At 64.1% G+C, this 13,803-nt stretch carries 7 protein-coding genes, 1 tRNA gene and 2 rRNA genes; 7 read left to right on the top strand and 3 right to left on the bottom strand.

Annotated features, from left to right (window positions below; all coding sequences use genetic code 11):
* Positions 1-162: 162 nt before the first annotated feature.
* Positions 163-3,882 carry an ATP-binding protein gene (locus tag AB663_RS16350; protein WP_067201677.1) on the top strand — a complete coding sequence of 1,240 codons (3,720 nt, stop codon included), beginning with the start codon at positions 163-165 and terminating at the stop codon, positions 3,880-3,882.
* A 302-nt stretch (positions 3,883-4,184) separates the two neighbouring features.
* Here AB663_RS16350 and mscL read toward each other — a convergent pair whose 3' ends face one another.
* The 3 genes from mscL to AB663_RS16335 are packed head-to-tail and all read right to left on the bottom strand — an operon-like array spanning position 4,185 to position 5,500.
* Entirely contained in the window at positions 4,185-4,589 is a 405-nt protein-coding gene (gene mscL, locus AB663_RS16345; protein ID WP_067201674.1) for a large conductance mechanosensitive channel protein MscL, read from the bottom strand.
* A 25-nt stretch (positions 4,590-4,614) separates the two neighbouring features.
* Positions 4,615-4,887: an FmdB family zinc ribbon protein gene (locus AB663_RS16340; RefSeq protein ID WP_067201671.1), complete on the bottom strand. Its 273-nt coding sequence runs from the start codon at positions 4,885-4,887 to the stop codon at positions 4,615-4,617.
* Between the two features lie 16 nt (positions 4,888-4,903).
* Positions 4,904-5,500 carry a 5-formyltetrahydrofolate cyclo-ligase gene (locus tag AB663_RS16335; protein ID WP_067201668.1) on the bottom strand — a complete coding sequence of 199 codons (597 nt, stop codon included), beginning with the start codon at positions 5,498-5,500 and terminating at the stop codon, positions 4,904-4,906.
* A gap of 41 nt (positions 5,501-5,541) precedes the next feature.
* On the opposite strand from AB663_RS16335, the gene galU reads away from it, so the two are divergent.
* The 6 genes from galU to AB663_RS16305 all read left to right on the top strand — a co-directional run bounded on the left by galU (position 5,542) and on the right by AB663_RS16305 (position 13,787).
* Entirely contained in the window at positions 5,542-6,429 is an 888-nt protein-coding gene (gene galU / locus AB663_RS16330; RefSeq protein WP_067201666.1) for a UTP--glucose-1-phosphate uridylyltransferase GalU, read from the top strand.
* 28 nt (positions 6,430-6,457) lie between these two features.
* On the top strand, positions 6,458-7,087 hold the full coding sequence (locus AB663_RS16325; RefSeq protein ID WP_232304579.1) for a GNAT family N-acetyltransferase: 630 nt from the start codon (positions 6,458-6,460) through the stop codon (positions 7,085-7,087).
* Between the two features lie 74 nt (positions 7,088-7,161).
* A complete protein-coding gene (locus AB663_RS16320; protein ID WP_067201660.1) occupies positions 7,162-8,016 on the top strand; it encodes a hypothetical protein in 855 nt (284 codons plus the stop codon).
* A gap of 49 nt (positions 8,017-8,065) precedes the next feature.
* A tRNA-Ala gene (locus tag AB663_RS16315) sits at positions 8,066-8,138 on the top strand.
* Between the two features lie 663 nt (positions 8,139-8,801).
* A 16S ribosomal RNA gene (locus tag AB663_RS16310) occupies positions 8,802-10,326 on the top strand.
* 358 nt (positions 10,327-10,684) lie between these two features.
* A 23S ribosomal RNA gene (locus AB663_RS16305) occupies positions 10,685-13,787 on the top strand.
* The 16S and 23S rRNA genes sit together here, the layout of an rRNA operon.
* The last annotated feature ends 16 nt before the right edge of the window (positions 13,788-13,803 follow it).

Raw genomic sequence — 13,803 nt, 5'->3', positions numbered from 1 at the left:
ACCTGATCGTCGCCCGTTGACGTGTTCGGTGGATAGCTCGTCGGATCGGCGCGACGGTGGAGGACGAGTTCCGGCGGGCATCGGGGCCGTTCACGCGCGGAATTCCCGTGAAACCCGCCCGGGATACGCGTCCTGCGTCGCGTCGCGCCTAGGGTGTGAAGTGTGTGGCGACGTGAAGGAAAGGCTGCGAACCAGGCGGCGACCGAGGCTGCGGTGACGCTCGGCGACCTCCACGCCACGACGACCGGTGTCGACGTGGCGCATGCCGCGGACTCCGAGCGTGCGCGGCTGCGTGCCGAGGCAGCCGACCTGGGCGGGCCGTCGCCGCTCACCTCGTTCCGCGACACGATCGAGTCGGGCATCGACATCTCGAAGGCGCACCCCGGCAGCCTCCCGCAGTTCATCACCGGCAAGTCCACGCTGCTCTCGAACCTGTTCCGCGACGAGGTGGGACTCCGCACCGCGCGTCTCGCCGCCGAACGCATCACCGCCAAGAACACCGAGCTGCGCACCGTCCGCGGCATCGAGGCCGTGCACCTCGCCGTCGGCGTCGCGGGATGGCGCATCGGCGGCGCGGACTTCGCAGCGCCGGTGCTCCTGCGCCCGCTCGCCATCCGCCGGCACCACACCGACTTCGAGCTGAAGCTGCATGGCGTGTTCGAGGTGAACCCGGAGCTCGTGCGCATCGCGCGCGACCACTTCGGACTCACGATCGACGCGCACGCGCTGGCGGCGCTCGCCTATGACGGCGGCATCTTCAAGCCGCAGCCCGTCATCGACAGCCTCCGCGCGAGCACGCGTTCCATCGAGACGTTCTCCGTGCAGCCGCGCCTCGTCGTCTCGACCTTCGCCGACGTCGGTGGTGCGATGGCCCGGGACAGCAGGAACCTCGACCACGTCGTGCTCAACGCGCTGGGCGGGCACGTCGGCGACCGCGAGCAGGTCACGGCGCGGCGGCCGGAGCCGACCGTCACGAGCCCCGACGAGAGGGCGCCGGCATCCGACAATCTGCTCCTCGACGCGGATGCCGAGCAGGAGGCCGTGCTCGCCAGGATCGCGGCCGGTCATTCGATGACCATCGCGACGCTCCCCGGCACAGGGGGCACCCAGACCGTCATCAACGCCCTCGGCGAGCTCGTGCGCGCGGGCAAGCGGGTGCTCGTCGTGTCGGCGCGGCGCTCGACCCTCGACGGGGTGCGGCATCGCCTCGCCGGCATCGGCCTGGACAGCCTCGCCGTCTCGCCCGCGACCCTCCGCCGCGACCTCGTCCGCGCCATCGGACGCAACGAGAAGGCCGTAGCGCCCAAGGTGAGCGACGTGGATGACGCGCTCGTGCGGCTGCGCACCGTGCTGCGCGACTACCGGCAGGCACTCACCGCTCCGGTCCCCGGCACGAACGCGTCGGTCCTCGACGCTACTCGCCACCTGACGCGACTGGCATCGCTCCCGCATCCGCCGTCGACCACGGCGAGGCTGAGCCAGGACACGCTGCGCCGACTGGCGGGAGACCGCAGTGAGGCGGCCGCCGCGCTCGCTCACGCCGCGCGCCTGGGGGAGTTCCGGTTCGGGCCCGACGACTCGCCCTGGTACGGCGTGAGCTTCACGAGCACCGAGGCCGCGCGCGCTGCGCACGAACTGGCTTCCCGGCTGCACGCGGCGAGCGTGCCCGCTCTGCTGGAGCGCGGCTACGCGCTGATCGCGCAGACCCACATGCGACCGTTCGCGACGGTGGACGAGCTGGGCGAGTACCTCCGACTCCTCGAGGGCATCCGCGATTCCCTCGACCGGTTCAGCCCGACGGTCTTCGAGCGTCCGCTGGGGGAGCTCATCCAGGCGCACGGCTCACGCCGCGACGCACCGGGGATGTCCTCGGCGAACCGCCGCCGGCTCCGGCGCCTTGCGAAGGAGTACGTGCGCCCGGGCGTCCACATCACAGAGATGCACGAGGCGCTGTTGCGCATCCAGACGCAGCGGACGCAATGGCAGAGGTACGTCGACGCGGGCGTGGCGCCGGAGATCCCCATCGGGCTCGCCGAGGTGCACGCCTCGTGGCAGCGGGTCGACGCGGAGCTCGCCGAGCTCGACGCCGCGCGGGGCCGCCGGGAGCCGCTCGCGTCGCTCCCCGTCGCCAGGCTCGTGCGGACTCTCGCGGGGCTCGCGGCGAAGTCCGACGTCTTCGAGAACCTCGTCGAACGGGCCACCCTGCGCGATCGTCTGGCCGGGCTGGGCCTCGAGCCCCTTCTCACCGAGCTCTCGGTGCGGCACGTCTCGGAGGATCGTGTCGGCGACGAGCTGGAGTTCGCCTGGTGGCAGTCGCTCCTCGAGCGGGCGCTGCAGGACAACCGGGCGCTGCTCGGTGCGAACACGGCCGTGGTCGACCGCCTGGAGCGGGACTTCCGGCTGGTCGACGAGGCGCACGCGGCAGCCGCCGGTCCGCTCCTGGCGTGGCAGCTCGCGAATCAATGGAAGATCGCCATCGTCGACGAGCCGCAGGAGGCGCAGAACCTCCGCCGGGCGCTGACCCAGCAGGGGACGACCACGGCGGAGCTCGTGAGCGCTGCGCCCACCCTGATGAACGCTCTCGCACCGGTGTGGATCTCGTCGCCGTACCTCGTGCCGGAGATCCCCGACTCGGTGGAGTTCGACGCCGTGCTGCTCGTCGACGCCGCGGCGATCAATCTCGCGGAGGCCGCACCGGCCATCCGTCGCGCACGGCAGGTCATCGCGTTCGGCGACCCGGTCACCCAGCGCCCGACTCCGTTCCAGGTGGCCGTCGATCCCGATCCCGCGTGGGAGGCCGAGGTGCCCTTCGACGAGGTGTCGGTCTTCGAGCGGCTGTCAGAGCTGCTTCCGGTGGCGACGCTCACGCGCAGCTACCGTGCCGGCGGTGAAGACCTGGTCGAGCTCATCAACGACGCGTTCTACGGCGGCGAGATCGTCTCCTTGCCCTGGGCCGGTTCGTACCTCGGCCGCGGCAGCCTGACGGTCGACTACGTCGAGGGCGGCACCGGCACGCCCGATCCGGTGTCGGGAGCCGTCGAGAGCCCCGATGCCGAAGTGGCCCGAGTGGTGACGCTCGTCGTCGAGCACGCCGTGCACCGCCCGGAGGAATCGCTCATGGTCGTGACCGCGAGCACTCGGCATGCGGAGCGCGTGCGTGCAGCCGTCACCGCCGCGTTCGCCGGCCGATCTGACGTCGCGGACTTCGTCGGCCGCGACACCGCAGAGCCCTTCGCGGTGCTCACGCTCGAGGAGTCGGTGGCGGAGAGCCGCGACCGCGTGATCTTCTCGCTCGGGTTCGGCCTCACGAAGCACGGTCGCGTGCTCAGCGACTTCGGCGACCTGTCATCGCCCGATGGCGAACGCCTGCTGACCGTCGGCATGACGCGGGCTCGCCGGTCGATGGTGATCGTGTCGTCGATCCGTCCGTCCGCGTTCGACGACGGTCGCCTCGAGTACGGCGCCGCGACGCTCATGTCGATCCTCGGCGGCTTGGCCGGTCGAGGCCGCGCCCCCCGCCTCGAGGATCTCGCCGATCCGCTCACGCTGGCGCTGGCTCGCGAGCTGCGGCGCCTTGGCGCCTCCGTCGACGTCGACTACCGCGGCCTGCTGCCGCTGGTGGCGCAGCACGGCGGGAAGGCCGTGGTCATCGAGTCCGACCCCGAATCGCGCGGCGAGTCGCTTCGTGAGACGCTGCGGCTGCGGCCCAATGTGCTTCGCCGCCTCGGCTGGCACTACGTGCGCGTGCACGCTTTCGACCTGTACAGCGACCCGACGACCGTGGCGACGCGGATCGCCGGCGTCCTCGGGATCTCGCCGTCCGCCCCCCGTGCCGAGAACGACACCCAACCGATCGATGCCGACGACGCGAGAGATGCCTGAAGACCCCGAGCGTCCGAGACAGCGGGTGGTCCGTGTTGCCGGATCGCGCAGAGCGCGGCTGACCCCTGCGCCCGGCACGGACCCGGAGCCGGACACCGCCGTGCCGGGTGGCGCATCTGGGAGAGCAGCGTCGGAGAGCGGACCCGGGTCGGGCGCTGACGGCGGCGGACCCAACGACGAGCGGATGCGGCGCGAGGTGCCGCCGCACTACTGACCCGTGACCGAGCCGGATGCAGAAGAGGAGCACGGCGCCATGGGCACCGTGCTCCTCTTGTCAGCGGGTCGGGCTTGTCGTCAGCGGGTCAGGCCTGCTGCTTGCGGAGCAGGTCGCGGATCTCGATGAGCAGCTCCTGCTCGGTGGGGAGCGTCGGCTCCTCGACCTTCGGGTTCTTCGCGGCCTGACGCTCCTTGTACTTGTTCATCGGCACGACGAACACGAAGTAGACGACGAGAGCGACGGCGAGGAAGCTGATGATCGCGCTGATGAGGTCCCCGATCGGGAACGTCACCTCCTGGCCGTAGATGCCGTGCGTGGGGATGCCGATCTTGCCCGTCGAGTCGGCGTCGAAGAACAGCGACACGAGCGGGTTGATGATCGACGACACCACCGCGTTGACGATCGCGGTGAACGCACCGCCGATGACGACGGCCACCGCGAGGTCGATGACGTTGCCTTGCGAGATGAACTCCTTGAAGCCCTTGAACATGTTTCTCCCCTATTCGGATCGCGCCTCAGGTGGAGGCGGGGCTCGACGCGGGAGCCTTCGTGGCGCTCGTCGACGATTCCGACTTCGATGATGCCGAAGCATCCTTCGATGCACCAGATTTCGCGCGCGAGTCCGTGCGATAGAAGCCGGAGCCGTTGAAGGTCACCCCGATCGACCCGTACTGCTTGCGCAGCGCGCCTCCGCATTCGGGGCAGATGGTCAGAGCGTCGTCGGAGAAGCTCTGCACCGCGTCGAACTGGTGTCCGCACGTCGTGCAGGCATAGGCGTAAGTGGGCATAGCCGTCCTCGTGTGTTCAGCGTCGCGTCTGCGACAGGTTCAGGGTCTGCGTCGGGGTGACGACGCCGGTCACCGGCTGGTCGTGCACCTCGCGAGGCAGGGAGTCGAGTACCTCGGAATCATAGATGACCGCGTAGACGGGAGGGCACTTCTCCATGGAGCCGATGGTCTTGTCGAAGTAGCCGCGGCCCCACCCCATGCGCATGCCCGTGCGGTCGACGGCCGCCGCGGGGATGATCATGAGGTCGACGTCGTTGACGGCGATCGGCCCCAGCACCTCGCCCGTCGGCTCGGGGAGGCCGTGCAGGCCCTCGGCCACCTCGTCGTCGTCGGTCGCCACGGCCCAGTCGAGAAGTCCGTCGGCCCGGGTGATGGGCAGCAGCACGCGGATGCCGCGGCGGACGGCGCTCGACACGAACTCGCGCGTGCCGGGTTCGGTCGTCGTGGAGAGGTAGCACGAGATCGATCGCGCTCCCAGCGTGTCGACGAGATCGTCGAGTCGGCGGGCGATGGCCGCGGCCGCCTCGTCACGCTGCGACTCGCTCAGCAGCTGCCGGCGCTCGCGGAGCTCGGCGCGCAGTGCGCGTTTCGCGTGCTCGATGTCATTCGACATGCCTCCGAGTCTACGGGGCGGGTCACCGCTAGGCTGGAGCAATGGGTCATCAGAAGATCAAAGCCGTCATTCCCGCAGCAGGACTGGGGACGCGTTTCCTGCCTGCGACGAAGGCGATGCCGAAGGAGATGCTGCCCGTTGTCGACAAGCCGGCGATCCAGTACGTCGTGGAAGAGGCGGCGGATGCAGGGATCGAAGACATCCTGGTCATCATCGGCCGCAACAAGAACGCCATCTCCAACCACTTCGACTCGGTGCCGGAGCTCGAGGTCAAGCTCACCGAGAAGGGCGACATGGGTCGCCTCGAGCGCGTGATGAAGTCGAGCGACCTCGCCGACATCCACTTCGTCCGTCAGGGCGAGCCCAAGGGTCTGGGTCACGCCGTCCTCCGCGCGAAGACGCACGTCGGGGACAGCTCGATGGCGGTCCTGCTGGGTGACGACCTCATCGACGAGCGCGACCCGCTGCTGACCGAGATGATCGCCGAGCACGAGCGCACCGGAGCCGCCGTCGTCGCACTCATGGAGGTCGACCCCGCCAGCATCCACCTCTACGGCGCGGCCGCTGTCGAGCCGATCGAGGGCTCCGAGGCCGTGCGCGTCACGGGCCTCGTCGAGAAGCCCGCTGCGGAGGACGCTCCGTCGAACCTGGCGATCATCGGGCGCTACGTGCTGCCGTCGTCGGTGTTCGAGATCCTCGAGCGCACCGAGCCAGGCAAGGGCGGAGAGATCCAGCTGACCGACGCGCTGCAGGAGCTTGCGACCGACCCGTCCGGCCCCGGCGTGGTGGGCGTGATCTTCCGTGGTCGCCGCTACGACACCGGCGACCGCGTCGACTACATCAAGGCCATCGTGCAGCTGGCGTCCGACCGCGACGACCTCGGACCAGAGCTGCGTCCGTGGCTCAAGGAATTCGCGGAACGCCTCTAGGCGGCACCGCGGCGTCGGGAGTGCGCACATGGATCTGGCGACAGGGATGCGGCACGGTCCGATACAACTGCGGCTCGTGCGCACGCGCGCCGCGCGGCCGCTGCAGCACGAGCTCCTGTCCAACCGCGCGTGGCTCCAGCCGTGGGAGGCGACGGTGCCGCACGGGTCTGTGTCGTTCGACATGCGGCTCAGCATCCGTCGTCTCCTGCAGCAGTACCGTGACGGCACCGGGTATCCGTTCGTCATGGAGTACGAGGGCGAGATCGCCGGGCAGCTCAACGTGTGGGGTGTGGCCCGAGGATCCCTGTGTTCGGCGACCATCGGCTACTGGGTGAGCGAGCGTTTCGCCGGCAAGGGCATCACCCCGACCGCGGTCGCTCTCGCCACCGACGCGTGCTTCGTCGAGTACGGACTGCACCGCATGGAGATCTGCATCCGGCCCGAGAACGCCGCGAGCCTGCGAGTGGTGCAGAAGCTCGGCTTCCGGTACGAGGGTCTGCGGCGGCGGTACATCCACATCGACGGCGACTGGCGCGACCATTACGCCTTCGCCCTGACCAAGGAAGACGTCCCCCAGGGCGTGCTCGCTCGGTGGCTGAGCGGCCAGGTGCCGCCGAATGCCGCGACCGTCCCACCTGCGGACCGGCTGACCCCCTGATCGCGTATCCGGTGATCGCGACACACGTCGCGCCCTGAGCCGCACGCACCGCGGGTTCCCTTACCGTTGTCGGTATGGACGGGCCGGTGCTGAGCGGAGGAGTGATCTTCCTCGTCGCCGTGCTGCTGTGGATGCTCTACCTTCTGCCCTCGTGGCGCGGGCGGTTCCAGTACAACGCCGCCGAGCGCAACGCGGTGCGACTGAACCAGGCTCTCCGGGTGCTCGCCGAGACCAGCGAGACGCCGGGGGAGGTGCATCTCGAGCTCACGGCGCGCACCGCACTCGCCCAGCAGAAGCTGGCCAAGCGGCTGCAGTCGGAGAAGGAAGCCGCTGAGCTGCTGCTCCTCAAGGAGCAGCTCGCCGCTACCAAGGCCGACCCGGTGGTGCGGCAGACGCGCGCGCGTCGCCGCGTGCGTCTCGGTGCGACCATCGGTCTGGTGTCGGGGCTCGTCCTCGTCGGCGTCGGCGTATGGCAGGTCATGGCGGCGTCCTCGTCGCTCCTGCTGTGGATCGGAGGACCCGTCGCGCTGCTCTCGGCGGTCACGCTGCAGCGGATGGCGGCGGTGACGCAGCGTGCAGCGCGTCGACGGATGCCGGTTGCGTCGACGGAGCTCCCCGTGGTGCGCCGGTCGACCCCGGTGCTGCACGATCAGGGTGCTGCCACCTGGACTCCGCGCCCGCTGCCCGAGCCCCTCGTATCCAAGGCAGGTTCTCGCGCGCAGGTGGCGCAGGCCGAGATCGATGCGCAGGAGGAACGGCGCAAGGCGGCGCGACTGGCGGAGCTCCGCGAGCGCGCGGAGCGCATGGCTCCCGCCGAGCCGGTGCAGTTGCCGGCCGCCTCATCGCCGTATGCGCAGATGGGGTTCGTCGACGACGCGGAGATCGAAGCGCACGTGCGTCAGCTCCTCGCGCGGAGAGCGGCGGGGTGACCCTCGTGCGCGAGCACCTCTGATCGCGTGATAACGTAGACGAGGTCAAGGGCCTATGGCGCAGTTGGTAGCGCGCCTCGTTCGCATCGAGGAGGTCAGGGGTTCGAATCCCCTTAGGTCCACCGAACGGAAGAAGCCCCCGAGCACTCGCTCGGGGGCTTCTTCGCATACCGGGTCCTTCGTATGCGGACGGCACGCAGCCGTAGTCGGCTGATCCGTGCGCTCGAGCGCGACACGCCCGGCGGAACGGGGCGATTTGCCCGGACCCCGGAATCCACGTAAGTTATTACCTGTTCGCCCCACAGGGAAGCGGAGAGGCCGAGAGCCTCACCCCCCTCAAGCGGAGAACCGCCTCCACCGGATCAGCTTCTCGAAGCGGATCACGGACCACTTCTGTCCAAGGTGGAGGATCCTGTCCCGGCAGCGTCGATTTGACAGCCGCGCGGGAACGGATACACTAGTGAAGTTGCCTCGGCGCGGTCAGCGCCGGGTGATGAATCTGGTCCACTCCTTCTGAACATGTCGGTTTGATGTGTGGGGGAGGGTGGGTATGATTGTGAAGTTGCCCTTCGGGCCTGGTTGTGATGGCTGGGTCGGGGGAGCGTCCGATCCTTGAGAACTCAACAGCGTGCACTTGTCAAATGCCAAATTTTCCTCGTCCAGTCTTCGGGCTGGTTGAGAATTCCTTTGGATCATTGATGTGAATGTCAGTTTGATATTCATTCTTTTGGTCAGTTTCAAACTCGCTGCGTCGCCGTTTTTCCCGGTGGTGTATGCATTTCTTTTTTACGGAGAGTTTGATCCTGGCTCAGGATGAACGCTGGCGGCGTGCTTAACACATGCAAGTCGAACGGTGAACACGGAGCTTGCTCTGTGGGATCAGTGGCGAACGGGTGAGTAACACGTGAGCAACCTGCCCCTGACTCTGGGATAAGCGCTGGAAACGGCGTCTAATACTGGATATGAGCCATGAAGGCATCTTCTGTGGTTGGAAAGATTTTTCGGTTGGGGATGGGCTCGCGGCCTATCAGCTTGTTGGTGAGGTAATGGCTCACCAAGGCGTCGACGGGTAGCCGGCCTGAGAGGGTGACCGGCCACACTGGGACTGAGACACGGCCCAGACTCCTACGGGAGGCAGCAGTGGGGAATATTGCACAATGGGCGGAAGCCTGATGCAGCAACGCCGCGTGAGGGATGACGGCCTTCGGGTTGTAAACCTCTTTTAGCAGGGAAGAAGCGAGAGTGACGGTACCTGCAGAAAAAGCGCCGGCTAACTACGTGCCAGCAGCCGCGGTAATACGTAGGGCGCAAGCGTTATCCGGAATTATTGGGCGTAAAGAGCTCGTAGGCGGTTTGTCGCGTCTGCTGTGAAATCCCGAGGCTCAACCTCGGGCCTGCAGTGGGTACGGGCAGACTAGAGTGCGGTAGGGGAGATTGGAATTCCTGGTGTAGCGGTGGAATGCGCAGATATCAGGAGGAACACCGATGGCGAAGGCAGATCTCTGGGCCGTAACTGACGCTGAGGAGCGAAAGGGTGGGGAGCAAACAGGCTTAGATACCCTGGTAGTCCACCCCGTAAACGTTGGGAACTAGTTGTGGGGTCCATTCCACGGATTCCGTGACGCAGCTAACGCATTAAGTTCCCCGCCTGGGGAGTACGGCCGCAAGGCTAAAACTCAAAGGAATTGACGGGGACCCGCACAAGCGGCGGAGCATGCGGATTAATTCGATGCAACGCGAAGAACCTTACCAAGGCTTGACATATACGAGAACGGGCCAGAAATGGTCAACTCTTTGGACACTCGTAAACAGGTGGTGCATGGTTGTCGTCAGCTCGTGTCGTGAGATGTTGGGTTAAGTCCCGCAACGAGCGCAACCCTCGTTCTATGTTGCCAGCACGTTATGGTGGGAACTCATGGGATACTGCCGGGGTCAACTCGGAGGAAGGTGGGGATGACGTCAAATCATCATGCCCCTTATGTCTTGGGCTTCACGCATGCTACAATGGCCGGTACAAAGGGCTGCAATACCGTGAGGTGGAGCGAATCCCAAAAAGCCGGTCCCAGTTCGGATTGAGGTCTGCAACTCGACCTCATGAAGTCGGAGTCGCTAGTAATCGCAGATCAGCAACGCTGCGGTGAATACGTTCCCGGGTCTTGTACACACCGCCCGTCAAGTCATGAAAGTCGGTAACACCTGAAGCCGGTGGCCTAACCCTTGTGGAGGGAGCCGTCGAAGGTGGGATCGGTAATTAGGACTAAGTCGTAACAAGGTAGCCGTACCGGAAGGTGCGGCTGGATCACCTCCTTTCTAAGGAGCATCTGAGGTCTTCGGGCCTCCAGAACCCGGATCGAGCCCGAATGTGGTTCGCTGGGAGCTCATGGGTGGAACATTTGACATGGCATCGAGAGTGGATCTCGGGTTAGTACGCAGCTTGCTGTGGGAACGTCTGGGTGAAGGGTTTCGGTGCCTGCACGCTGTTGGGTCCTGAGGGACCGGGCCGGCCGTTGGGTTGGACTGTTCCTCTGGGCCTTTCGTTGTCTCCCGGGTGGGAGGGGCGAGGGGTACCGACCGTACTTTGAGAACTACACAGTGGACGCGAGCATCTTAGAGACGATCCCTTTGGGGGTCGTTTCACAACGAATGATCGATAGATCAGCTCATGTGATTTCAAGTCTTTAAGAGCAAACGGTGGATGCCTTGGCATCTGGAGCCGAAGAAGGACGTAGCAATCTGCGATAAGCCTCGGGGAACTGATAAGCAAGTTTTGATCCGAGGGTGTCCGAATGGGGAAACCCCGCTGGGCGGCGTGCCGACCTAGTGACTCCCGTCTGAATATATAGGGCGGGTAGAGGGAACGTGGGGAAGTGAAACATCTCAGTACCCACAGGAAGAGAAAGCAACAGCGATTCCGTGAGTAGTGGCGAGCGAAACCGGATCAGGCTAAACCTAGCGTGTGTGAGAGCCGGCAGGCGTTGCACGTTGGGGGTTGTGGGACTTTCCTGTCAGTTCTGCCGAACTGGCGACGTGACAGAAGCGTATAGACGAACGGTCTTGAAAGGCCGGTCATAGAGGGTGCCAACCCCGTAGTCGAAATGCGTGTTCTGGCGTGGAGAGTATCCCGAGTAGCACGGGGCCCGTGAAATCCCGTGTGAATCTGTCAGGACCACCTGATAAGCCTAAATACTCCCAGATGACCGATAGCGGACAAGTACCGTGAGGGAAAGGTGAAAAGTACCCCGGGAGGGGAGTGAAATAGTACCTGAAACCGTTTGCTTACAAACCGTTGGAGCACCCCTGGTAGGTGTGACAGCGTGCCTTTTGAAGAATGAGCCTGCGAGTTAGTGATATGTGGCGAGGTTAACCCGTGTGGGGTAGCCGTAGCGAAAGCGAGTCTGAATAGGGCGTTTCAGTCGCATGTCCTAGACCCGAAGCGAAGTGATCTATCCATGGCCAGGCTGAAGCGACGGTAAGACGTCGTGGAGGGCCGAACCCACTTAGGTTGAAAACTGAGGGGATGAGCTGTGGATAGGGGTGAAAGGCCAATCAAACTTCGTGATAGCTGGTTCTCTCCGAAATGCATTTAGGTGCAGCGTTGCGTGTTTCTTGCCGGAGGTAGAGCTACTGGATGGCCGATGGGCCCTACAAGGTTACTGACGTCAGCCAAACTCCGAATGCCGGTAAGTGAGAGCGCAGCAGTGAGACTGTGGGGGATAAGCTTCATAGTCGAGAGGGAAACAACCCAGACCACCAACTAAGGTCCCTAAGCGCGTGCTAAGTGGGAAAGGATGTGGAGTTGCTCTGACAACCAGGAGGTTGGCTTAGAAGCAGCCACCCTTGAAAGAGTGCGTAATAGCTCACTGGTCAAGTGATTCCGCGCCGACAATGTAACGGGGCTCAAGCACGCCACCGAAGTTGTGGCATTGACATTAGTGGTAGGCCTTCGTGGTCCAGCCGTGTTGATGGGTAGGAGAGCGTCGTGTGGCGGGTGAAGCGGCAGAGTGATCTAGCCGTGGACGCTACACGAGTGAGAATGCAGGCATGAGTAGCGAAAGACGTGTGAGAAACACGTCCTCCGAAAGACCAAGGGTTCCAGGGTCAAGCTAATCTTCCCTGGGTAAGTCGGGACCTAAGGCGAGGCCGACAGGCGTAGTCGATGGACAACGGGTTGATATTCCCGTACCGGCGAAGAACCGCCCAAGCTAATCCAGTGGTGCTAAACGTCCGAACCATCACATCGTCACCTTCGGGTGGCACCGTGGTGGGGAGCACGTGACCCCATGCTGGTGCGGTTAGCGTATTAACAGGTGTGACGCAGGAAGGTAGCCCAAGCCAGGCGATGGTTGTCCTGGTGCAAGTGCGTAGGCCGAACGGTAGGCAAATCCGCCGTTCATGCAGGCTGAGACACGATGCGGATGAAAAGTGGGTGATCCTATGCTGCCGAGAAAAGCATCGACGCGAGGTTCTAGCTGCCCGTACCCCAAACCGACTCAGGTGGTCAGGTAGAGAATACCGAGGAGATCGAGAGAATCGTGGTTAAGGAACTCGGCAAAATGCCCCCGTAACTTCGGGAGAAGGGGGGCCATCCACTTATTAGGACCTGCTCCGAAAGGGTGTGGTGGCCGCAGAGACTAGTGGGTAGCGACTGTTTACTAAAAACACAGGTCCGTGCCAAGTCGCAAGACGATGTATACGGACTGACGCCTGCCCGGTGCTGGAAGGTTAAGAGGACCGGTTAGCCGTAAGGCGAAGCTGAGAATTTAAGCCCCAGTAAACGGCGGTGGTAACTATAACCATCCTAAGGTAGCGAAATTCCTTGTCGGGTAAGTTCCGACCTGCACGAATGGCGTAACGACTTCCCAACTGTCTCAACCGCGAACTCGGCGAAATTGCATTACGAGTAAAGATGCTCGTTACGCGCAGCAGGACGGAAAGACCCCGTGACCTTTACTACAGCTTGGTATTGGTGTTCGGTGTGGCTTGTGTAGGATAGGTGGGAGACTGTGAAGCGGGTACGCCAGTATTCGTGGAGTCATTGTTGAAATACCACTCTGGTCACTCTGGATATCTAACTTCGAACCGTGATCCGGTTCAGGGACAGTGCCTGGTGGGTAGTTTAACTGGGGCGGTTGCCTCCCAAAAAGTAACGGAGGCGCCCAAAGGTTCCCTCAACCTGGTTGGCAATCAGGTGTCGAGTGTAAGTGCACAAGGGAGCTTGACTGTGAGACTGACAGGTCGAGCAGGGACGAAAGTCGGGACTAGTGATCCGGCAGTGGCTTGTGGAAGCGCTGTCGCTCAACGGATAAAAGGTACCTCGGGGATAACAGGCTGATCTTGCCCAAGAGTCCATATCGACGGCATGGTTTGGCACCTCGATGTCGGCTCGTCGCATCCTGGGGCTGGAGTAGGTCCCAAGGGTTGGGCTGTTCGCCCATTAAAGCGGTACGCGAGCTGGGTTTAGAACGTCGTGAGACAGTTCGGTCCCTATCCGCTGCGCGCGTAGGAAGTTTGAGAGGATCTGACCCTAGTACGAGAGGACCGGGTTGGACGAACCTCTGGTGTGTCAGTTGTTCCGCCAGGAGCACCGCTGATTAGCTACGTTCGGGATGGATAACCGCTGAAAGCATCTAAGCGGGAAGCCGGCCTCAAGATGAGACTTCCATACCTTCGGGTGAGAGGCTCCCAGCCAGACTACTGGGTTGATAGGCCAGATGTGGAAGTGCAGTAATGCATGCAGCTGACTGGTACTAATAAGCCGATGACTTGATAACACACCCGTTGCGGGTG

It is taken from the genome of Microbacterium sp. XT11, from assembly GCF_001513675.1.
Classification (GTDB): domain Bacteria; phylum Actinomycetota; class Actinomycetes; order Actinomycetales; family Microbacteriaceae; genus Microbacterium.
Note: the sequence above shows the minus strand (reverse complement) of the source record. Positions and strands in the feature narration are given on the sequence as shown.